Annotated in this window: 19 protein-coding genes; 8 read left to right on the top strand and 11 right to left on the bottom strand. The window is 63.1% G+C overall.

The annotated features are described in order from the left end of the window. Positions 1 to 166: 166 nt before the first annotated feature. The gene (locus FV139_RS11890; RefSeq protein ID WP_148068626.1) at positions 167 to 1,348 is read right to left on the bottom strand and encodes a ferritin-like domain-containing protein; all 1,182 of its coding nucleotides are present in this window, start codon (positions 1,346 to 1,348) and stop codon (positions 167 to 169) included. Positions 1,349 to 1,458: 110 nt separating this feature from the next. Between FV139_RS11890 and FV139_RS11885 the strand changes: the two genes are divergently transcribed. Together FV139_RS11885 and FV139_RS11880 are read left to right on the top strand one after the other, a co-directional pair. Continuing rightward, entirely contained in the window at positions 1,459 to 2,457 is a 999-nt protein-coding gene (locus FV139_RS11885; protein WP_148068625.1) for an AraC family transcriptional regulator, read from the top strand. Further along, a complete protein-coding gene (locus FV139_RS11880; RefSeq protein WP_148068624.1) occupies positions 2,447 to 3,538 on the top strand; it encodes a patatin-like phospholipase family protein in 1,092 nt (363 codons plus the stop codon). Before FV139_RS11885 ends, FV139_RS11880 begins: the two co-directional genes overlap by 11 nt. Here FV139_RS11880 and FV139_RS11875 read toward each other — a convergent pair whose 3' ends face one another. The 3 genes from FV139_RS11875 to FV139_RS11865 all read right to left on the bottom strand — a co-directional run bounded on the left by FV139_RS11875 (position 3,539) and on the right by FV139_RS11865 (position 5,683). Next, on the bottom strand, positions 3,539 to 3,814 hold the full coding sequence (locus FV139_RS11875; RefSeq protein WP_235898632.1) for a polyhydroxyalkanoic acid system family protein: 276 nt from the start codon (positions 3,812 to 3,814) through the stop codon (positions 3,539 to 3,541). A 36-nt stretch (positions 3,815 to 3,850) separates the two neighbouring features. Then, positions 3,851 to 4,750, bottom strand: coding sequence for a DMT family transporter (locus FV139_RS11870; RefSeq protein ID WP_235898631.1), 900 nt, complete (start codon positions 4,748 to 4,750; stop codon positions 3,851 to 3,853). Between the two features lie 66 nt (positions 4,751 to 4,816). After that, the gene (locus FV139_RS11865) at positions 4,817 to 5,683 is read right to left on the bottom strand and encodes a TIGR03619 family F420-dependent LLM class oxidoreductase (RefSeq protein ID WP_148068623.1); all 867 of its coding nucleotides are present in this window, start codon (positions 5,681 to 5,683) and stop codon (positions 4,817 to 4,819) included. Between the two features lie 180 nt (positions 5,684 to 5,863). Here FV139_RS11865 and hslO point away from each other — a divergent pair, with 180 nt between their 5' ends. Then, on the top strand, positions 5,864 to 6,754 hold the full coding sequence (hslO, locus tag FV139_RS11860) for an Hsp33 family molecular chaperone HslO (RefSeq protein WP_148068622.1): 891 nt from the start codon (positions 5,864 to 5,866) through the stop codon (positions 6,752 to 6,754). 169 nt (positions 6,755 to 6,923) lie between these two features. Beyond that, complete coding sequence (locus tag FV139_RS11855) at positions 6,924 to 8,483, top strand: phosphoenolpyruvate carboxykinase (RefSeq protein WP_148068621.1); 1,560 nt, start codon at positions 6,924 to 6,926, stop codon at positions 8,481 to 8,483. 31 nt (positions 8,484 to 8,514) lie between these two features. Here the strand turns inward: FV139_RS11855 and FV139_RS11850 are convergent, their stop codons facing one another. Together FV139_RS11850 and FV139_RS11845 are read right to left on the bottom strand one after the other, a co-directional pair. After that, positions 8,515 to 11,628, bottom strand: coding sequence for an efflux RND transporter permease subunit (locus tag FV139_RS11850; RefSeq protein WP_235898630.1), 3,114 nt, complete (start codon positions 11,626 to 11,628; stop codon positions 8,515 to 8,517). Then, positions 11,628 to 12,824, bottom strand: coding sequence for an efflux RND transporter periplasmic adaptor subunit (locus FV139_RS11845; RefSeq protein ID WP_148068620.1), 1,197 nt, complete (start codon positions 12,822 to 12,824; stop codon positions 11,628 to 11,630). The genes FV139_RS11850 and FV139_RS11845 overlap by 1 nt, the downstream gene beginning before the upstream one ends. A gap of 199 nt (positions 12,825 to 13,023) precedes the next feature. Between FV139_RS11845 and FV139_RS11840 the strand changes: the two genes are divergently transcribed. The 3 genes from FV139_RS11840 (at position 13,024) to FV139_RS11830 (ending at position 14,893) form a co-directional block, all read left to right on the top strand. Next, positions 13,024 to 13,572 (top strand): hypothetical protein, encoded by a 549-nt coding sequence (locus tag FV139_RS11840; protein WP_148068619.1) that lies wholly within the window; start codon positions 13,024 to 13,026, stop codon positions 13,570 to 13,572. A 142-nt stretch (positions 13,573 to 13,714) separates the two neighbouring features. Beyond that, positions 13,715 to 14,230 carry a phasin family protein gene (locus tag FV139_RS11835; RefSeq protein WP_148068618.1) on the top strand — a complete coding sequence of 172 codons (516 nt, stop codon included), beginning with the start codon at positions 13,715 to 13,717 and terminating at the stop codon, positions 14,228 to 14,230. 6 nt (positions 14,231 to 14,236) lie between these two features. Further along, the gene (locus FV139_RS11830) at positions 14,237 to 14,893 is read left to right on the top strand and encodes a TetR/AcrR family transcriptional regulator (RefSeq protein ID WP_148068617.1); all 657 of its coding nucleotides are present in this window, start codon (positions 14,237 to 14,239) and stop codon (positions 14,891 to 14,893) included. 131 nt (positions 14,894 to 15,024) lie between these two features. On the opposite strand, the gene FV139_RS11825 is transcribed toward FV139_RS11830, so the two are convergent. Together FV139_RS11825 and FV139_RS11820 are read right to left on the bottom strand one after the other, a co-directional pair. Then, a complete protein-coding gene (locus FV139_RS11825) occupies positions 15,025 to 16,911 on the bottom strand; it encodes a Na+/H+ antiporter NhaC family protein (RefSeq protein WP_148068616.1) in 1,887 nt (628 codons plus the stop codon). 155 nt (positions 16,912 to 17,066) lie between these two features. Then, entirely contained in the window at positions 17,067 to 17,732 is a 666-nt protein-coding gene (locus FV139_RS11820; RefSeq protein ID WP_148068615.1) for a class I SAM-dependent methyltransferase, read from the bottom strand. A gap of 60 nt (positions 17,733 to 17,792) precedes the next feature. Between FV139_RS11820 and FV139_RS11815 the strand changes: the two genes are divergently transcribed. Beyond that, complete coding sequence (locus FV139_RS11815; RefSeq protein WP_148068614.1) at positions 17,793 to 18,272, top strand: peroxiredoxin; 480 nt, start codon at positions 17,793 to 17,795, stop codon at positions 18,270 to 18,272. 5 nt (positions 18,273 to 18,277) lie between these two features. Here FV139_RS11815 and FV139_RS11810 read toward each other — a convergent pair whose 3' ends face one another. From FV139_RS11810 to FV139_RS11800, 3 genes are all read right to left on the bottom strand, one after another. After that, positions 18,278 to 18,883 (bottom strand): SRPBCC family protein, encoded by a 606-nt coding sequence (locus tag FV139_RS11810; RefSeq protein WP_148068613.1) that lies wholly within the window; start codon positions 18,881 to 18,883, stop codon positions 18,278 to 18,280. After that, on the bottom strand, positions 18,876 to 19,496 hold the full coding sequence (locus FV139_RS11805) for a paraquat-inducible protein A (protein WP_148068612.1): 621 nt from the start codon (positions 19,494 to 19,496) through the stop codon (positions 18,876 to 18,878). The genes FV139_RS11810 and FV139_RS11805 overlap by 8 nt, the downstream gene beginning before the upstream one ends. Positions 19,497 to 19,565: 69 nt before the next feature. Continuing rightward, positions 19,566 to 20,555 (bottom strand): Rieske 2Fe-2S domain-containing protein, encoded by a 990-nt coding sequence (locus FV139_RS11800; protein ID WP_148068611.1) that lies wholly within the window; start codon positions 20,553 to 20,555, stop codon positions 19,566 to 19,568. Positions 20,556 to 20,630 lie beyond the last annotated feature (75 nt).

The raw sequence follows: 20,630 nt of genomic DNA, 5'->3' as shown, positions 1-20,630 counted from the left end.
ATCGTTATTACAGCCCCATTAAACAAAAGCCCCGGTCTTACGACCAGGGCTTTTGAAGGTACTTTGTCAGCAGTCTGAGCCGGCTTGAAGCCGGCTTTTTTGTTTCTGCGCCAGTACTGCCTACTTCTGCCTACCGCCCCCGACAGGCAGGGGCGGCCGCGGTGACTCAGCTGGCCTTGCGGGCATCCTCCTCGTCCTTCAGGGCGTGGAAGTTCTCCACCATGCTCTGCTCGTAGTTCTGGGCCTCCTCGGTATCCAGCGGGCGCTCCAGCGCCGCCCAGTCGATATCGCCATCAGTGGCGGCATTCTCGAACTCCAGGATCCCCAGTTCCTCGAACTTGGGCCGGATACGGTCGGTGAGCAGGCCGATACGCTTGAGATTGGGAATCACCCGCTGGAACAGCAGGTTGCGGAAGGTGGACATCACAAAGCCTTCCAGCACCTGTTTGCGGGTGGCCTCCACGTCCCAGCCAAAGTGGCGGAACACATCGGTGGCCACCAGTCGCTCGCGGCTCACTACGCAGGCCTCATAGGCAAACTGGGCGCGCTCCTCGCGCTCCTCATCCGACAGGGTTTTGACGAACTCCTCCAGGTAGTTCACGCCGAAGGTCACGTGGCGGGCCTCGTCCCGGGTGACCAGGTAAACCACGTCCTTGAGGACCGGGTCCGGGGTGGTTTCACGGGTGGTGTTGAAAGCCGACAGGGCCAGCCCCTCGATCACAATCTGCATGCCGATGAATTTCATGTCCCAGCGGGCATCGGTGAGAATCTTGTCGATGATGCTCTTGAGGTGGGTATTGACGGGATACATCAAGCCGATGCGCTGCTGCAGGTACTTGTTGAACACCTCGACATGGCGGGCCTCGTCGAAAGTCTGGGAGCCGGCGTAGAGCTTGGCGTTCAGCGTCGGCGCACAGGAGCAGAGCTGGGAGGCCACCAGCAGGGCGCCCTGCTCGCCGTGGAGGAACTGGGACAGGCTCCAGGCGTTCATGTGCAGCCAGAATTCCTTGCGCCCTTTTTCATCCAGGTCCAGGTAGGGCTGGTAGGTGTGCAGGTTGAACAGCTCCGGCATCCGCTCCTCTTCCGGCCAGGGGCGATCCCAGTTGATGTCCATTTCCGGATCCCAGTTGAGCTGCTTGCCGAGGTCGTAGAGTTTCTTGATCCGGTCGTCCTGCACCTTGTAGTCCCAGTTGTAGGACCCGGTCAGGGGGGTCTGGAAAATCTCGGCGATGTGGTCCACGTCACCGGCGGTCAGCAGGTCCTCCAGGTCGGGGTTGTCGCTGGGGTAGTCCGCCCCGGCAAACTTCTGGATCTTGCGCGGACTCTGGTCCTTCCATTCAACTTTCATCGGCCATCTCCTTAGCGTTATCGAAGCCTGTCACCACTATGGGTGAATCACCGACCTGGCAGCAAGGTGAAGTCTTGTCATTATAGGGTCATTTATGGCCAAATGCCCCCATGCCCAAGACCAGCACCCCAGCCCAGTACATCCTGATCCTCATCGACATGGTCGAAGAGCAGGGATTTGCCCGCGATGCCGTGCTGGCGGGAACGACACTGGCCCGCACCGGCCTCCAGGGCATCGGCGCCAGGGTCAGCGAGGAGGACTTCGCCCGCCTGGTCGGCAACGCCTTCCAACTCACCGGCGACCCGGCGCTGGGGCTCAAGCTGGGACTGCGCTGCAATCTCAGTGCCCACGCCGTGCTGGGACAGGCCTTCATGACCTGCCGCGACCTGCGCCAGGTGATGGAGCTGTTCCTCAAGTACTACCACCTGCTGTCGCCCGCGCTGTACCTGGAGTTCGAAACCCGGGATGGACGCTGCTACCTGACGACGGTCAGCACCCCGGTGGAAAATCCCCTGACCTTCGCCTACGAACTGATGTACTCCGCGATCCTCAACACCCTGCGCGGCTTGCTCAACCTGCCGGAACTGGCGTTGCGCATCGAGGTCCCCTACCCCGAGCCGGGGCACAGCGCCGAGTACTTCCGGGTGTTTGGCGAAGACGTGCACTTCAACGCCGTGCGCGGCCGGATCTCCTTTGACGCCGCCCTGCTGGAGACCGCGCTGCCCTCCTCCAACGCCGCCCTGCGGACCCTGTACGAAGAGGAGTGCGCCCGCCTGCTGGCCGACCTGGAGGAAGAGGACGCGGTAGCGGAACAGGCCCTGCGCCTGCTGCGCAAGCTGGAGGGGCAGTATCCGCAGATGCCGCAGATTGCCCGCATGCTGAATTTCAGCCCCCGCACCTTCCGCCGCCGGCTGGAGCAGGAGGGCGTGTCGTTCCAGCAACTGCTGGACAAGGTGCGCGCGGAGCACGCCACCCGCCACCTGCAGAACAGCCGCCTGCCACTGTCCACCATCGCCTACCTGGTGGGCTTCAACGACGCCTCCAACTTCCGTCGCGCCTACCAGAAATGGACCGGCCGCTCACCCCGCGAGGTGCGCGGTGGCGGTTAGGGCACTCTCGCTATACCTCGGCAGCAAAGCGGCGCAACGCATTTCCCGGGAGGGCTGGAATCCCGACCTGTTCAGCCTGCTGCTGGGCGCCTCCGGCGGACCCAAGTGGTTCATCCTGAGCGAGCTCGACAAGGTACTGTTCGGCGACTTCCTGCAACGCGGCTCGGCCCGGCTGGCCACCCTGGGCTCCTCGGTCGGGTCCTGGCGCAATACCTGCCTGGCCCTTGAAGACCCCGCTGCGGCAGTCACCCGCCTGCAGCAGGCCTACCTCTACCAGCAGTACTCTGCCAAACCCGACATCGCCGAGGTCAGCACCGCCAGCGGACGCATCCTGCAGGAGTTGCTGGGGGAACGGGGCGAGATTCAGGTGGCGGCAAACCCGCGCATTCACAGCCATATTGTCACCGCCCGCGGGCGCGGCCCCGCCGCCGCGGACGCCGGCCCCCTGCTGGCCTCGGCCATGGCGGCCGCGGCACTGGGCAACACCCTGCACCGCCAGGTGCTGCGCCTCGGTTTTCAGCGCGTGGTATTCCACAGCGACAGTCGGCCGGCCCCCGGGCTCCGTCTGGCGGACTTCCAGACCCGCTACAGCCCGCTCGGCGAAGACAACCTGAAGGCGGCGCTGCACGCCAGTGGCGCCATCCCCTTCGTGCTGACAGGCGAGCGCGACATTCCCGGCGCCCCCCGTGGTCAGTACTGGGACGGCGGCATCATCGACTATCATTTCGACCTGGCCCAATACCGCGGCGACGGCCTGCTGCTGTACCCGCACTTCCGCCCCGACATCACCCCGGGCTGGTTTGACAAGTTCCTGCCCTGGCGCACCCGCCCCCTGCAGCGCCAGGCGGTGGACAACCTGGTGCTGCTGTGCCCGAACCCGGACTGGGTCGCCCAGCTGCCGCTGGGCAAGATTCCCGACCGCAGTGACTTCCAGCGCCTGCCCGCCGAGGAGCGGGTGCGCTACTGGGAAACCTGTGTTGAACAGAGTCGTGCGCTGGCGGAGGAATTCGCCGCGCTGGTGGCGGGCAGTGACCCGCTGGCAGGCGTTACGGTACTGGAGCCGGGCGCAGGCGCCGCCTGATCAGCTCACGTGCTCGTCGAGGTAGCGCTGCACCTCGGCCTGCAACATGCCTTTGAAAGGCGATGCCAGCAGGCCCAGGCGCACCGAGACATCCACCACCCCGCCGGCGAAGGACAGCTCACCATCGACCCCTGCACCCTTGATGCGGACACAGTCCCCCTCCCAGCTCGAGCGCACACCGTGTTGCCGTTCGAGTTGCCGGGCCAGGCCTTCGGCGGCCTCCCGCAACTGCTCCTTGGGCATGGTGTAGTGCTTGCTCAGGCGGAATCCGGCCACAGGTATCGTCCTTTGTTTCTTTTTGCGTAGTATAAGTCAGGCGGCCCCGCGGCGCATGACCAGCCAGTTCCCGGCCAACACCAGCGCCAGCCCCAGTAGCGCCAGCACGCTCCACTGATAACCCTCCGCGAAGGTGGATATCAGCAGTGCGACGACCGGGAACAGCAGGGAGCTGTAGGCGGCGCGATCCGGGCCGATCCGGCCGATCAGGGTCACGTAGGCCCAGAACGCCACCACCGAACCGAACACGGCCAGGTACAACAGCGACAGCAGGTACTGGGGCTGCCACTGCAGGCGGATTTCGTGGCCCAGCACCACCGCACTCAGGTAGAGCGCCACGGCGCCGTAGAACATCCCCCAGGCGTTGCAGACCAGCACCGGCAGACCGGCCCGGGTATTGCGGGCGGCGAACAGGTTACCGACGGACGCGCAGCAGGTGCCGGCAAAGCACAACAACAAGGCCCGGAAACTGTTGTCCGAGAGGCTGAAGACCTGCAATTCCGGCAGGAACAGGGCCGCCATACCGGTGAGGCCCAGGGCGCCGCCCACCGCCACCATGGCGCTGGCCGGAATCCCCAGGAACAGGGCTCCGCCCACCATGTTGAGAATCACCATGGTCGAAAACACCACCGCCACCAGGCCGCTGGTCAGCTCGGCGGTGGCGGGATAAATGAACACGTAGTTGCCGCTGAACAACAGCAGGCCCTGGGCCAGGACAAAGGCATGCTGACGCAGGGGCAGGCGCAGTGACTGGCGCCGCAGTAACAGGAAAGCGAACACCAGCAGGGCCGCCAGCATGGAGCGGTGACCGATCGATACCAGCACCGAGACTTCGCCAAGCTGGTATTTGATGGCAATCCAGGTGGACCCCCAGATCAGGACCGTGAGGATGTAGAGCGCAACGTTGTTCATGGCCACCGTGTCAAAGGCCGCCATCGTTTAAGATTCCGGGGCCCCGGCAAAAGACGCACTTTAGCACCGGGGCACGGGAAGCCGCGGGGCTTATTTTGTGATGAATTCCCCGGCGTACCAGTTGAGCATGGCGATCTTTTCGTCCAGAGGCTTGTCCGGCTCCATCTCGTAAACGTTGCGGAACCCGATGATCACATCGGTAATGCCAATGGACTCAAGCTCCTCGATGCCCTCCCGGGTGAAAGCGTCCTGGCCGGTGGTATAGAAACGGAACGGACGGTCCGCTGTACCGTACTCATCGCGCAGGTCGTTGATTCGCCCGATGTACCCGCGCAGGTCATCCATCGATGCCCCCGCACACATCCAGCCGTCACCCACCCGGGCCGCACGCTTGAGCGCCACCTCGGCGTGACCGCCGATCAGCAGGGGCGTTGGCTTGCTCGGCGCCGGGCACATCTTGTTGGCCGGCATGGAAATCAGCTCGCCCTCGTAGCCGAAGAACTCCCCGGTCTCCAGCCCGCGCAGGATATCGATCTGCTCGTCAAAACGCTTGCCACGCTTTTCCCAGGGGATATCGCAGACCGCGAAATCCTCCTCCCACGGGCTGATGCCGATACCGAAGTCGAAGCGGTTACCGGAGAGCACCTGGATACTCTGGACCTGCTTGGCCACCACCGCGGCCTGGCGTACCGCCAGCTTGTAGACGAAGGTGGCAAAGCGAATGTTCTCCGTTACCGCCGCCATATGGGCCACCGCGATCAGGCTCTCCACGAAGGGCACCGCTTCGAGGAACTCCCGGCTGCCATCCTTGTTATAGGGGTACTTGGAGCTGGCCTCCTTGGGGTAACAGATGCTATCGGGAATGCTAATGCCATCGTAGCCCGCCGCTTCTGCAGCTTTGGCCAGCGGCAGGTAATGCTCCGGTTCGCTCATACCCACCTGGTAGCTGAATCTCATAGTTTGGCTCCTGTAAAATCACGCTGTGTCGATTGAGGCCTACAATGTAGCGGCAGGCTCCCCCCCGGTCATGGTTCCCTTGAATTTTCAGCACCCTGGCCTCAAATACTGAACCCTTCGAGCATGATACGATCACCCTCCGTGCCGGGATCACCGGCAGGGCAGCACAAGGCCGCAGCAATGACCGACAGCAGCACCCGACATCCCGCCGACAACACCCTGCGATTCCTGTTCGAGGAGGCCGATCTGCGCGGCGAAATCGTGCAGCTGGACCGCGCCTACACCGACATCCTGGCCCTGCATCACTACGGGCCTGGCGTCAGCCGTCTGCTGGGTGAATTCCTGGCGGCCGCGGTACTGCTGGCCACCACCCTCAAGTTCGAGGGCAAGTTGATCCTGCAGGCCCGCAGCGAGGGCCAGATTCCGCTGTTGATGGTGGAGTGCAGCAGCGACCTGGAAGTGCGCGGTATTGTGCGCGGAGCCGAGCAGGCCACCGCAGAGCGCTTCGACATGTTGCTGACCAATGGCCAACTGGCCATCACCATCGACCCCCTCAAGGGCAAGCGCTACCAGGGCGTGGTACCACTGGACGGCGACAGCCTGGCCAGCTGCCTGCAAAACTACTTCGAGCAGTCGGAGCAGCTGCGCACCCGCCTGTGGCTGGCCGCCGACGGGCAGCGCGCGGCCGGCCTGCTGCTGCAGCAACTGCCGGCCCAATTGGTGTCCGAGAGCGCGGTGCGCGACGAGCAGTGGAACCATGCCTGCACCCTGGCCCATACGGTCGGCGAAGAAGAACTGCTGGGGCTGGTACCGGCCGACCTCCTGCATCGTCTGTACCACGAGGAGGCCCTGCGCCTGTTCACCCCCCGGGATACCCGTTTCCGCTGCAGCTGTTCCCGTGAGCGCACCCTGAATGCGCTGGCCTCGCTGGGCGTCGACGAGCTGGAGTCCATTCTCGAAGAGCAGGGCGCCATCACCATGGACTGCGAGTTCTGCAACACCCGCTACGAGTACCTGAGAGATGACCTGTCGGCGTTGCTACCGGGGGCGCAGGACGGCCCGCTGCACTGATGACCCGGATGCGGCAGCCGTTCCTGTAAAATGGCCGCGAGATCGACGATTTTTTCACCAGTCAAGTTCGCAAAAAGGCCGGTTTCTGACATAATGGCGCCCCCCCGAGCCCCAACACATTGGCAGTACCGGTCCAATGCAGGCTGGCACGCTGAACACAGGAAACACGATGACCGCCGACATTAAAGCCCCCCAGGAACTGGTTGACCTGGGTACCTCGCAACTGATTGAAGAGTCCCTGAAACGCAACGAAGGCATTCTCGCCGACACCGGCGCACTGCTGGTTACCACCGGCAAGCGCACCGGGCGCTCCCCCGCCGACCGCTTCGTGGTTCGCGAACCCAGCACCGAAGAAGCCATCGACTGGGGCCCGGTCAACCGCCCCTTCGACGGCGACCAGTTTGACGCCCTCTGGGATCGCGTCGAATCCTATATTGCCGAGCGCGACCGTTTCGTTTCCCACCTGCACGTGGGTGAGCACAACGACCACTACCTTCCGGTCAAGGTCATCACCGAGACTGCCTGGCAGGGCCTGTTCGGCCGCAACATGTTTATCCGCCCCCAGCAGTACAACGTGGGTCGCAAGCCGGAGTGGACCATCCTCAACTGTGCGGGTTTCGAGTGCGACCCCGAGCGCGACGGTACCAACTCCGACGGCGTGGTCATCATCAACTTTGCCCGCCGCAAGGTCCTGCTGGCCGGTATGCGCTACGCCGGCGAAATGAAAAAAGCCATGTTCTCCGTGCAGAACTTCCTGCTGCCCGAGAAGGACGTGATGCCCATGCACTGCTCCGCCAACGTCGGCGACGAGGGCGACACCACCCTGTTCTTCGGCCTGTCCGGCACTGGCAAGACCACCCTGTCTGCCGACCCGGAGCGCTACCTGATTGGCGACGACGAGCACGGCTGGGCCAAGGGCTCCGTGTTCAATATCGAAGGCGGCTGCTACGCCAAGACCATCGACCTGAGCCAGAAAAACGAGCCGGTGATCTGGGACGCTATCCGTTTCGGCAGCATCATCGAGAACGTGGTGCTGGACGATAACCGCCACGCCGACTACTGCGACACCAGCCTGACCGAAAACGGCCGCTGCTGCTACCCGCTGGAGCACGTGGAAAAACGCACTGAATCCAACGCCGGCGGCGAGCCGAAGTGCGTGATCTTCCTGACCTGTGACGTGTCCGGTGTACTGCCGCCGATCTCGATCCTGAGCAAGGAAGCGGCGGCCTTCCACTTCCTGTCCGGTTACACCGCCCGCGTGGGCTCTACCGAACTCGGCGCCGAAGCCGGCATCCACCCGACCTTCTCCACCTGTTTTGGTGCGCCTTTCATGCCGCGCCCGGCCAGCGCCTATGCCGAGCTGCTGATGAAACGCATCGAGGATTTTGGCAGCCAGGTTTACCTGATCAACACCGGCTGGACCGGTGGCTCCGGCGCGCCCGGCGGCAATGGTGCCCGCTTCCCGATCCCGGTCACCCGCGCGGTGGTGGCAGCGGCCCAGAGCGGCGCCCTGCTGAATGCCCCGACCGAGCACCTGGACATCCTCAACCTGGACTTCCCCACTGCCATCCCCGGTGTGGATCCGAAGTACGTCAACCCGCGCAACAGCTGGGGCGACGTGGCAGCCTACGACGAACAGGCACGCAAACTGGCGGCCCTGTTTGCCGACAACATCGGCAAATTCGATGTCTCCGCTGCGATTGTCGAGGCCGGCCCCCAGGCCAGCTAAGCCCCGGGGTGGCCGCCAGCGGCGGTCACCCTCAACTCTCTTCTACCACCAGCCCGGCATTGCGCGGCCGGGACAGGCGCCGGGCCACCTGTTCTCCCATCAGGTACAGGCAGGGCACCAGCAACAGCGTAATACCGGTGGCAAACAACACGCCAAACGCGAGCGATGTCACCATGGGTATGAGGAACTGGGCCTGAACGCTGGTTTCGGACATGATCGGGACCAGGCCGATAAAGGTGGTTAACGAGGTCAGGATGATCGGCCGGAACCGGTCCTGACCAGCCTGGCCAAGGGCTTCCAGCACACCGTGCCCGGCGGCGCGCAGCTGGTTGATCCGGTCGATCAGCACCAGGTTGTCATTCACCACCACCCCCGCGCAGGCGATCACTCCCAGCAGCGAAAACATGCTGATCTGCCAGTTGAGTATCAGGTGGCCGAAGATGGCACCCATCACCCCGAACGGCACCGCCGTGAGCACCAGGATGGGCTGGAAATAGGAGCGAAAGGGAATTGCCATCAGAGCATAGATGGCCAGCATGGCCAGGGCGGTGTACTTGAGCATGGCGCCCATGAAGGCGCCCTCCTCTTCCAGTTCGCCGTCCAGCGCGAGCGTGAGCCCGGGGTAGCGCTGCTGCCACTGGGGCAGGTAGCGCGCAACGATGTCGTCGACCACGGCCCGCGGATCCGACGCCCCCTCGGTGACATCGGCACTGACCTCTAGCGTGCGCTTGCGATCCAGTCGTTCGATGGTCATGTAACCCGGTTCAAAACGCATCTCGGCGACGGTCGCAAAGGGTACCTGGGCACCGGCGGGCGTGCGCACCCGCAGTTCCTGCAGGTTGGCCACCGAGAGCCGCTCCTCCTCGGGGTAGCGAACCATCACCCGCACGTCCTCCTTGGTACGGGGAATACGCTGGGCCTCGGCACCGTAGAAGGCTTCCCGCACCTGCCGCGCCAGATCGGCCAGGGTGATGCCAAGGTTTTCCGCCGCGGGCTTCAGGTCGAGCACAATTTCCTGCCGCGGTGCCTGCAGGCTGTCGTTGACGTTGAATACGCCAGGGTAGGACTCCAGCACCTGGCGCAACTCCTCGGAAACGGCGTTCAGTGCAGCGACCTCCGGGGCCGCCAGCACCAGGCGGATAGGCTTGCCGCGCTCGTTGATGGTGTAGTCCATGTTGAAGTCTTCCACCGGGCCCAGCTCACCGATGGCATCGCGCCAGTCGCGCGCCAGGGCGGCGGTATCCACCCCCTCCGACTGGGTCTCCATCACTACCTTGAGGCTGCTTTCATTGGCCCTGGAGTCAATATGGCCAATGGCCTGCTGGCCACCATAGGCAGGGTCGGCGTTGTAGCGGGTCTTGACCCGCAGGGCGGCAGACTCGATCTGGCGCAGCGCCGCCAGGGAATCGGCAAAGGCCCCGCCCTCAGGCAGTTCCACCTCGGCCTCCACGTAGTCGGAGTTGACCGACGGAAAAAACCCGGCACGGATCCAGCCACCGGCGTAAATCGCCAGGCTCACCAGCAGCAGGCAAAGGAACAGGGCACTCACCAACACATTGTGCCGCAGGCAGCGCTCGAGAAAGGGGCGGTAGCGTTCGCTGGCAAAGCGGGTCATGCCATCGGCGCAGCGCAGGCGCAGTGACTCCAGGAACCGCAACAGGGCGAACCGGCTGGGGCGTGGTGGGCGCATGTGCGCCAGGTGCGGCGGCAATATCAGCAGGCACTCCACCAGCGACAGGGCCAGGGCGATAATCACCACGACCGGGATGGCCATGGCTGCCCGGGCCATATCACCGGGCATGAAGAACATGGGCACGAAGAAAATCATGGTGCTGATCACCGCGAACATGACCGGCTTGATCACACTCTGGGCACCGGACAGGGCGCCGTTGGCGCCCGCCTCCCCAACGCTCTGGCGGGAGTGAATGGCCTCACCCACGATGATGGCGTCATCCACCACGATGCCCAGGATCAGCAGGAAGGCGAACAGCGAAATCATGTTCAGGCTGACGCCCGTGTATTGCAGCAGGAACAGGGTACCCATGAAGGCCACCCCAATACCGACGCAAACCCACATCGCCAGCAGCGGGCGCAGGAAAAGCACCAGCACGGCAAACACCAGTACCAGGCCGCCGAGGCCGTTTTTCAGCAGCGTATCCACCCGGGCCTTGAAAGGGTCGGAGGAGTCGCGCCACATTACCAGTTCCACCCCCTCCGGCAAGCCGGCTCGGGTGGACTCGACCCAGGCTTTTACCCGCTCGGAGGTCGCCAGGGTGTTGGGATGGGACGTTACGAACACATGCATGTTCAGCGAGGGCTTGTCGTTGAAGCGGTTGCGGACGTCCACATCCTGGAAACCGTCCACGATGGTTGCCACCTCGCCCAGCAGCATCTGGGTGCCATCGCGGCGGGTCATCAGGGGAATGCGGGCGAAGTCACTGCCGGTATAGGCCTGGCCGCGGGTCTGCAGGCGGATATCCCCCCCCTCGTCCTTGATGGCGCCGGCGGGCAGGTTGAGGGACGCGGCGCGAATGGCGTTGGCGACGTCATCGAAGGTCAGGCCGTAGCGCCGCAGGGTCACCTCGGAAATCTCCACCGCCAGCTCATAGGGCCTGGGGGTATCCAGTTCCACCACCGACACGTCCGGCTGGGCGGACAGGTCATCCCGCAGGCGCTCCCCCAGTTGCTTCAGGTTGCGCTCGCCGATGTCTCCCGCCAGGGTCACGATAGCCATGTGATGGCGGAAGGCCATCTCGGTCACCACCGGGCGCTCGGCATCTACCGGAAAGGTATTGATGGCATCGACCCGGGTTTTCACCTCGGCGGTGAGGCGCTGCATGTCGTAGCCCGGCTCGGCCTCGACCACCACCTCGCCCATCCCCTCCCGGGCCTTGGAACGAATCTCCTTCACGCCGGTGAGGTCGTGCACCGCCTCCTCGATGCGCTGGCAGATCTGCTCCTCGACTTCCCTCGGCCCCGCCCCCGGATAGGCCAGGCTTACCCGCACCTTGTTGATCTCGAACTCGGGGAAAAACTGCTTGTCCAGCGCCGGCAGGCCAAACAGGCCTCCGATCACCAGGAAGACCATCAGCAGGTTGGCGGCTATCGGGTTGTGGATGAACCAGCGCACGGGCCCGCCCATCATCAGTACTTCACTCCCGCCACCGTGCTGACCTCCTGGGGGGTCACCACGTTACCGGCGGTGAGGCTTGGCGGCTGGCGTACCACTACCCGCTCGCTCCGCTCGAGACCCTGCACCCATACCTGCCCGGGGGACTCCTGCAGAATCTGTACCGCCCGCGCCCGCACCCGGTCGCGGCTGTCGACCACCAGTACCCCGTTGTCGTCGCGCAGCGCACTGCGCGGCAACACCGTCACCCCGGACAGTTGCCGCCCCTCAATCGTGGCGTGCACGAACAGCCCCGGGGCCAGCGGCGGGCGCCGACTTCCGGGCTCGCGACTGAAGGGCCTGGGAACCTCAACCACGGCGTAAACCATGCGACTGTCGACATCGATACTGGCGTCGGTGCGCACAATGCTGCCCTGCCACTGCCACAACTGATTGCCGAACCGGGCCTCGAGGGTCACCGGTACTGGCGCCGCGGAGGAATCCGCCTCCTCGGCATAGGTCAGGGGGAGATCCAGCAGGGCAATCTGGCGATCCGTCAACGGCAGGCGCACCTGGACCACATCAGTCGCGTAGGCCTCGGCCACCACAGTACCGGGGGTGACGTACTGCCCCACATCGACGTGCTTGGCACTGATCCTGCCATTGAAAGGCAGGCTGATACGGGTCCGCTCCAGGTCCAGCCGGGCCGACTCCAGATCAGCGCGGGCCGCTGCCAGCGCCGCCTCCGCAGCCGTCACCTGGGGCTCACGCAGGAACAGGGCATTGGCCTCCTCGGTACCGAGATCGCGCCATTCCCGTTGCGCCTGCCGGGCGCGACCACGCTCCTCGGCGAGGCGCTGCTCCGCCGCGGCAACCTGCGACCGGGCGCGGGCAATCGCCAGTTCGTAATTAACCGTTTCGACCAGCAGGAGCTGTTCACCCGCACGGAAAAAACCGCCAGCGGCAAAATTTTCCGCTGTCTGCTCGACGCGTCCAGCCACCCGGCTCACCAGGCTGACCATGCGCAGGGCTTCCACCGACCCCTGCGTGCGCACGGCGATGGCGCGGGAGGCCGGCTCCGCCGCCACCACGTCCACCGCCGGCGGGGGCAGTTCCGGCATCACCTGGGGCACCGGCGCGGGCTTGCCCACCAGCAACAGCCAGGATAGACCGAGGCCTACCGCCAGTGCGATCGCCGTCAGCAGCGCCTGTTTTCGGCCGGATTCAATCATGGGAACGGGTTCCTTGGGCACGGTACATGCCAGTCTGTCGCCTCCGCCTTAACCATCGCTGAAAATGCCGCGTTATGGCGCATCTGGTAGCGGCAGGAATTGACCACATTCTAGTATGTTTATTCTAATTTTCTTACGTAGTCTGACGGCCAATGGATGAGTACAGCTCGTCCCAATACCACGACACAGGAGTCGAGACATGGCCGAAGAAACCACCGCCAAGGTAGCCCCCAAGCGCAAAGCCGCTGCTCGCAAAGCACCCGCGAAGAAAAAAGCTGCTGCCAAGCGCAAAAGCACTGCCAGCAAGTCCACCGTGCGCTCAACCGTGCGTAAAGTGGAAAACAAGGCTGCCGCCTACGAGCGCGATGTGCGCAAGGCTGCCAAGAAGGCAGAAAAAGAGATCGACGCCGCCGAGAAGTCGATGGCCAAGTTCGCCAAGAAAGCCCAGGAAACCAGCCGCAGCGCCTTCCTGGCCGGCCTCGGCTTCTACGGCAAAGCCTTCGACCAGGCCCAGGAGCAGATCGAAACCCTGCAGGGCCGTATCGATGCCCGCCGCAGCAAGGCTTCCGACATGTACGCTGACCTGGTCAAGCGCGGTGAGAAGGTCGAAGCTGACGCTCGCGAGGCCATCGACGACATCGAGCTGCCCACCATCGCCGATCGCAAGGCGCTGGAAGCCAAACTGGAGAAGGCCCGCGAGCGCTTCACCGAGCTGAAAGAAACCATCAGCGCGAAGATCGCAGCGTAACTTCGAGCACACTTTTCCCCGGAGTTTCCGGGGTACTTTTTCAGGGGCCGCGAGGCCCCTTTTTTTATGTTCATACCACCCTCTCCCCCAAACCTGCTTTAATGCCAGCACACGCAAGTCAGACTGCAGGAGGCTTTACCGAATGAGCGACGAAAAAGGCAAGGTGGGCGATATCGCGAAAAACATCTGGTTGGCCGGTGTTGGCGCCTACGGCCGCGCCGTGGACGAAGCCCAGGAGCGGCTGGAAAAGGCGGGAGTGGAAACCCCCAAGCTGTTTCGCGACCTGGTCAAGGCGGGGGCCGCCCTGGAAGAAGAGGCCCGCAGCGCCGGCGAAGAAGCGAGGAACTCGGTGGAGGAGCGTATCGCGAGAGTGCGAGAGAACTTTCGCCTGCAACGGCAGGGCGATGACCTGCAGGCCCTGCACGACAAAATTGACCGCCTGACAGAACAGGTGGAAGCCCTCACCGCCACACTGGCCGGTGCGAAGACGAGCGGACGCAAAGCCGCAGCAACGAAGAAAAGTCCCACGGGCAAGAAGGCCCCGGTGAAACGCAAAGCCGCCGCAAAAACCGGGGCGGCGACAACTGCCACGCCCACTCGGAAAAAGGCCACTGCCAAGCGCAAGGTGGCCGCCAAAAAAACCACGCGCCGCAGTTAATAACGCGTGAAAACCCGGGACCGGATTCTGTTCACCAGCCTCGCCCTTTTCAATGAGGAGGGGGAAGCGCACACCACCACGGTGGACATCGCCAATGAGATGGACATCAGCCCCGGCAACCTCTACTACCATTTCAAGGGCAAGGAACAGATTATCACCGAGCTGTTCGAACAGTATCAGCTCGCCCTGGGTTCGACGCTTTCCGCCCCGATTGAACAACCACTGTCGGCCGAGGGCCGCGATGTTGAAAGCAACTGGTTCTTCCTCTACGTGGTGATGGAGGAGATGTACCAGTACCGCTTTTTCTACCACAACCTGGACAACCTTCTGCAGCGCTACCCGGATATCCGCCGCGGCTTCCAACGGCTGGTACAGCTCAAGCGGGCAGCCCTGCTGGCCATCTGCGAGGCGCTACTGGAGCAATCGGTGATAGATACCCGCGGCCAACAGCTGGCAGGTCTGGTGGAGAACATGACCCTCACCCTGAATTTCTGGCTCAACTACGACCAGCTCATGTACGGCAATCGCCGACCCCAGCTCACCATCCACCAGGGCGTGTTGCAGCTGATGACAATGATCGCGCCCTACCTGGGCGATGAGGAGCTGAGTTTCTACCGGGACTGTGAGCAGATCTACGCGACAATGCTTGAGCAGGCGGGTTAAACCGCGGACTTTACCTTGGGGTGCCTTACATCCCACATGAATTTCAGGCCGCCAAGGCCGTGAAATAAACGGACACCCGGCCCATCATCAATTCCTGGTGATGACTCCGGCAGGAAAGCCCGGGACGGGCGCTAGGATAGCCCTGCGCCTGGAGGGTCCGTTGCCTTCCCCAGGAACCGATGGGCCACATACAATACGACCGCACCGGTGGCCAGCAGCATCCACCAGGGCAAGCCGTAGCCGGCCGGCAACGTGCAGATGACCACCGCCACAGTCCCACCCAGCAACGCATAGGGTAGTTGTGTGGTCACGTGGTCCATGTGGTCACAGCCCGTCGCCAGCGACGACAACACGGTGGTATCCGAGATGGGAGAACAGTGATCCGACCAGACGGCGCCGCACAGGACACAGGCGATGCAGGAATAGAGAATATGCATGTGCGCGGCGTCAGCGATGCCGTTACTCTGCAGTACCGCCCAGCACAGAGGAATAACCAGCGGCATCAGGATAGCCATGACACCCCAGCTCGAACCGGCGGCAAAACCGGCGCCCGCCGCCAGCAGAAACACGATGGTGGGCAAGGTATAGGGTGAGAGCGTATCACCCAGGATCGATATCAGATACGGGGCTGTCTGCAGGACACGGGTGACATCCGCGATGGCCCAGGCCATCACCAGCAAAAGCAGGCCCGCAAGCATAAACTGCGCGCCGGCTATCCAGGCCTGCACGCATTCTTCCAGCCGCAATATTCCCTGGCCGAGGGATAGAAAAAAAGCCACCATGCACGACAGCAGCGAGGCCCAGATCAGCACTACGTATGCGTCCGCGCTGCCGACAATTTCCTGCAGCGAGTCCCCTTCCCCGCTGATGTACATCCCGCCAATAACACCGGCCACAAGGCAGACTATGGGTAACACGGCGTTTCTCGCCCGGCACGGAATACCCGGTTCATGCCCGAATTCGCCCGAAGACTGGTCTGTCGACTGAAGCGCAGCGTCCCGCGTAACCCTGCCCGAGGACCGTGCGCGCCTTTCAGCACGATACATAGGGCCGAAGTCCTTGCCGCTCAACACGATCAGGAACACGAAGAACACCGCCAGGAACGGGTAAAAGCTGTAGGGGATGGACTGCAGGAACAGGCTGTAGGCCGGCTGGTCGATACCCGTGAGACCTGCCATGGCATCCTCGATCAGGCCGACCTGGAAGCCTATCCACGTGGTGATGACGGCGACGGTGGCGACGGGAGCGGCAGTGGAGTCCACCAGGTAGGCTAGCTTTTCCCGGGATATCTTCAGATGGTCACTGACCGGCCGGGCGGCGTTACCGACGATCAGGGTATTGGCGTAATCGTCGAAAAAGATGCCGAGGCCGAGGCAGGCGATGACGGTCTGGCCGCGCTTGGGCGTTCTGGCTATGGGCAGGACCCTGTTGACGATTCCGACCATGCCACCGTTGCGGGAAACAATACCCACCATGCCGCCGATCAGCAAAGTGAACAGGATAATGGCGCCATGATCCCGGTCGATCATGGCATTGAGAATATAGATCGTCATGGTGTCGAAAACACCGGTAACGGCGCCCTGCCAGGTCATGCCGTTAATCATCCAGGCTCCGAGAATGAGCCCGGCAAACAGAGAGGGAATGACGGAACGCAGCAGGAAGGACAGTAAAATGGCCACCAGGGGCGGCAGGACTGAAACCCAGCCCGGCACCACGTGAATCTCCTGCGAGTGTAGCAACTGGTCGTGCCGGGTGACTTCGAGTCTGACGACTCCCGTTGCATCCTCGGCCAGCACGGCAGTGGTCAGGTCGTCACTCTCCACCCGTGACGGAAGCGCCCGGCCATCGAGCGTTAAACCAATGCCGTCCGTGCCCGCAGTATCGACCGAAATGCCCGCGGGAACACCCGTCAGCAGCACGCGGGGGGAATCGACGATGATATCGGCGGCGAACAGGGCCGGTGCTGACGCCAGCAGTAGTAAGGCAATACTGAGTATTCGACCTGGCAATCGGATCATCCCTGTTTTTCCGTCGTGTTCCTGATCGTACTCAAGGCGCCAATGATTGCTTCAATTGCTTCGTTGGCGCCTCAATGGCTCAATAGTACCCCAGCGTTGTTGAGCCGCACCACGCTTTTCACTGGTGGCTGCACGACTGCAGGTGGTGGAGAAATTTATGGCCCCGGAGCGCTGCCCACTGGCTTGTGCAGTAACATCACATCCGCACCAATGAACTCCAGCAACGCGCCCTGCTGCGCCGCCCACCACCGCCAGGTTGCTTCGCTGTAGAAACACACATGGGTTGGGTCATTTTTGTAGTGCCATCCGGCAAAGGCCTCCCGGTCGCGCACCAGCTTGGTCATCACCCCCAGCCAGCCATCGGGCCGCAGGCATTGCCAAAGTCGCGCCAGTTCCGCACCCGGGCGGTGCAGGTGCTCCACGACTTCCGTCGCACAGATGAAATCGTAGTCGCACTCCAGCACGGTTGAATCGGGGGCATAGAACACGTCGTAAAGCGCCACTGAATGTCCTGCCTCCTCCAGCATGGCCGCCAGCGCCGGGCCGGGGCCACAACCAAAATCCAGGCCGCGGGCATTGAGCGGCAGGCGCTCCAGCAGGGGCCCGGCCAGGCGCGACAGGAAGCGCCGGTAGCCAGGGTCATCCACCTGATTGTCGTGCAGGTCGTACTCGGCTTTTTCTGCGTCCCGGTCCAGGTAGTAGGCCGGCGGCACGAACACCAGCTCACAGCGGCTGCATCGCCGGTAGGGGCGGCGCCGGTCCCGATAGAACAATTCCGTCGTTCCGTTATCGCAAAGTGGGCAGTGCACGCTGTCACTCATCTGCTATGCTTGCCGGCGTTCCATAACAATGACCTCATCCAGCAATCCAGGAGATACACCATGACCATCAAGGCCGGTGACACCATTCCCGCATGCACCCTGAAAACCATGGGTGCCGAAGGCCCCGTGGACATCACGACCGACGAGATTTTCAAGGGCAAGAAGGTCCTGTTGTTCGCCGTACCCGGCGCCTTTACCCCCGGTTGCAGCAAAGCCCACCTGCCGGGCTATGTGGTCAACGCCGACAAGATCAAGGCCAAGGGCGTCGATACCATCGCCTGTATGGCGGTCAACGATGCCTTCGTGATGGACGCCTGGGGCAAGGCCCAGAACGCCGAGGAACTGCTCATGCTGGGCGACGGCAACGGTGACTTCACCGCGGCCCTCGGCCTGGAACTGGACGGTAGCGGATTTGGTCTTGGCAAGCGCAGCCAGCGTTTTGCCATGCTGGTGGAGGATGGCACCATCACCCACCTGAACGTGGAGCCGGGCCCCGGCATCGACGTCAGTTCCGCCGAAACCATGATGGCCCTGCTGTAGGGTCATCAGCCGCTGGCGGGCATTACGGTCACCCTGCCCGCCAGCCGTTCCCGGTCTGCATCGGTGGCCGGTTGCCCCGTTTCGTAGTAGTAGATCAACCCCGCCAGCACCCCGGTTAGCTCCTGTTCCATCGGTGCTCTGGCAACACTCTCTCCCAGCACACTGCCCAGCGCACCGAAGGGCAATTCCACCACAATCGCCAACGTTACCCGGGTCGCCTGATCCGTCAGTGGCTCCATGTGGTAGCGGAATTCCGCCTGGCGGAAGGGGCTCATCGGTTCCTCACCCTTGTGCAGGCGAATAACGAATCCCTCACCCTCGTTCCATGCCGTCACGGTCTCCTCAAGGTAGTTGCTACCGCTCTGGTATACCTTGCGCGAGGCGCCAACCCCCGTGGCGTAGGGTGTAGTGATTTCAGTCGCGGTCAGGCCCGGAACATAGTTGTGGGCTACGGACAGGTCACTCATGCGCTGCCAGGCCTCGGTGTGGGGGACTTCCACCTCGGCGCTGACCACCACTTCGATCGGTTTTCCCGGTCGCATGGCAGCCACCGCCATGGCAGCGACAATGGCCACCAGGCACAACAGAATCCATTTCACGACTTTAGGCATTGGCGTACTCCCGACGCACCAGGGCGGAAGCCCCGATGGAAAACAGACAATAGGCGAGGAAAAACCAGAATCCCGGCTGCAACTGCGCCTCCATGATCAGCAGGTCACCCATCTGGCCCGAGGCGGCGCCGGCCATGTAAGCCACCAGCATGGCCATCACGAAGACATCCGCCATGGACCACTTGCTCAGGGCGGCATTGAAAGCCAGCAGGGGCTGGCGCAGGTTGCCCACAACAGGGGTCAGGGCAAGCGCCTGCAACAGCAGCTTGAACACGGGAATCACCAGGCTGAACAGCACAATCAGCAGGGCGACCAGCAGGTTGCCGGTGCGGGCCAACTCGTTGACCGTGCCCCAGATAGAACGGGTATTGTCATACACCGTGACCTGGCCTTCGATCTGGTCGAGCCCGAGGAACCGGGAAAAGGCCCCCAACATGTTCCGGCTCTGGGTATCGGCCTGGTCGCCGGCCAGCAACTCGATACCGAGGTTGGCGATTTCGGATTTTTCAATGCTGCCGGTCAGGGTCAACACCGGCTGTGTCACCCCCGGGTACAGCAGGGCGATGGACACCGCCATCAGCAACAGGACCGTCAGGCCGCGGGATCTGGTCATGGCTCCTCCTCAATGAGGGGGCATGATACCGGAATGCCGCCGGCGGGAAAGCGCCGGCGGCGAGTGCCATTACATGTTGGCGGCGTCGAAGCTGGAGTAGAACTGGCCGTACCACTTGCGGAACTTGGCGATCGGGCCGTCGCCGTCACACAGCACCGGCAGGGGACGGTAGATCTTGTGCTCCCAGATGGGCTTGTCTTCCTCCAGCTGGCCGACGATGTTGGCGATGATGGCGTCATTCACCCCGCTGCTTTTCACTTCGCCATCCACCTTGGGCTGGGTGAAAGCAAAACGCAGCTGCACGTTTTCCTCGTCGATAGGTGTCACCAGGCCCATGAGGAAGGTGTCGGCGATGCCCTCGAACTTGGTAAAGCCCTGCCCCGGCCCCTGGGACCCAGTGTGAATGGCACCGTCCACTTCACCGCGTGGAGTGGGCATCTTCGCCCGCTGGATACCACGAGCGGTGGGGCCGTCGTAGGTGGTTTCCCATTTGGGCATATCGGCGGTGCGGTGGACGAAGAGGAAGTGGGCCGGGTCGGCCGCGTTCTCCGCCATTTCCTGGGTGTGGGTGGCCAGGTGCCACTCATAGCGCTTGAGGGGAGCCCAGTCCTCGCTGTTGGCCTCCTCGTGCTCGATAACCTCCCACAGCGGGTCGATACCATCGGGGTGATACCAGGCCCAGATCACCTGGTTGAGCTCGGTGACGGGGAAGGATTTCAGGCACTGCTTGCCCTGTACCTTGGGCGGCATATTGCGGGCGTAGGGCACTTCGGTGCACTCACCCTCACCGTTGAACTTCCAGGCGTGGAAAGGGCAGACGATGGACTCGCCCTCGATGCGACCGCCGCCGCCGGTATTCTCGTGAATGCCGTAACCCAGGTGGGCGCCCAGGTGCGGGCAGTAGGCGTCCAGCAGGCAGGCCTGGCCCGATTCGGTGCGAAACAGCACCAGGTCCTGGCCGAAGTAGCGGACTGCGCGGGACTCGCCCACAGCGAGTTCATCGGAATAACTCACGGCGAACCAGCCGTGGGGAATGGGCATGGGATAGCGTTTGCTCATGGCAGCGGGCCTCTAGTGATTCTTGTGTGCACAAGGTATCGCCCACAGCCACAATAACAATGACTCAATCAGTCA

The sequence above is a fragment of the Parahaliea maris genome (genome assembly GCF_008064665.1).
GTDB classification, from domain to species: domain Bacteria; phylum Pseudomonadota; class Gammaproteobacteria; order Pseudomonadales; family Halieaceae; genus Parahaliea; species Parahaliea maris.
This window is presented reverse-complemented; position numbering and strand designations above follow the sequence as displayed.

Excerpts from the sequence above, each read along its gene's own strand:
- FV139_RS11865 (WP_148068623.1), bottom strand. The coding sequence starts at position 5,683 with ATGAGATTCAGCTACCAGGTGGGTATGAGCGAACCGGAGCATTACCTG.
- FV139_RS11855 (WP_148068621.1), top strand. The coding sequence starts at position 6,924 with ATGACCGCCGACATTAAAGCCCCCCAGGAACTGGTTGACCTGGGTACC.
- FV139_RS11815 (WP_148068614.1), top strand. The coding sequence starts at position 17,793 with ATGACCATCAAGGCCGGTGACACCATTCCCGCATGCACCCTGAAAACC.
- FV139_RS11845 (WP_148068620.1), bottom strand. The coding sequence starts at position 12,824 with ATGATTGAATCCGGCCGAAAACAGGCGCTGCTGACGGCGATCGCACTG.
- hslO (WP_148068622.1), top strand. The coding sequence starts at position 5,864 with ATGACCGACAGCAGCACCCGACATCCCGCCGACAACACCCTGCGATTC.
- FV139_RS11840 (WP_148068619.1), top strand. The coding sequence starts at position 13,024 with ATGGCCGAAGAAACCACCGCCAAGGTAGCCCCCAAGCGCAAAGCCGCT.
- FV139_RS11850 (WP_235898630.1), bottom strand. The coding sequence starts at position 11,628 with ATGATGGGCGGGCCCGTGCGCTGGTTCATCCACAACCCGATAGCCGCC.
- FV139_RS11885 (WP_148068625.1), top strand. The coding sequence starts at position 1,459 with ATGCCCAAGACCAGCACCCCAGCCCAGTACATCCTGATCCTCATCGAC.
- FV139_RS11820 (WP_148068615.1), bottom strand. The coding sequence starts at position 17,732 with ATGAGTGACAGCGTGCACTGCCCACTTTGCGATAACGGAACGACGGAA.
- FV139_RS11810 (WP_148068613.1), bottom strand. The coding sequence starts at position 18,883 with ATGCCTAAAGTCGTGAAATGGATTCTGTTGTGCCTGGTGGCCATTGTC.
- FV139_RS11835 (WP_148068618.1), top strand. The coding sequence starts at position 13,715 with ATGAGCGACGAAAAAGGCAAGGTGGGCGATATCGCGAAAAACATCTGG.
- FV139_RS11870 (WP_235898631.1), bottom strand. The coding sequence starts at position 4,750 with ATGGCGGCCTTTGACACGGTGGCCATGAACAACGTTGCGCTCTACATC.
- FV139_RS11825 (WP_148068616.1), bottom strand. The coding sequence starts at position 16,911 with ATGATCCGATTGCCAGGTCGAATACTCAGTATTGCCTTACTACTGCTG.
- FV139_RS11800 (WP_148068611.1), bottom strand. The coding sequence starts at position 20,555 with ATGAGCAAACGCTATCCCATGCCCATTCCCCACGGCTGGTTCGCCGTG.
- FV139_RS11805 (WP_148068612.1), bottom strand. The coding sequence starts at position 19,496 with ATGACCAGATCCCGCGGCCTGACGGTCCTGTTGCTGATGGCGGTGTCC.
- FV139_RS11890 (WP_148068626.1), bottom strand. The coding sequence starts at position 1,348 with ATGAAAGTTGAATGGAAGGACCAGAGTCCGCGCAAGATCCAGAAGTTT.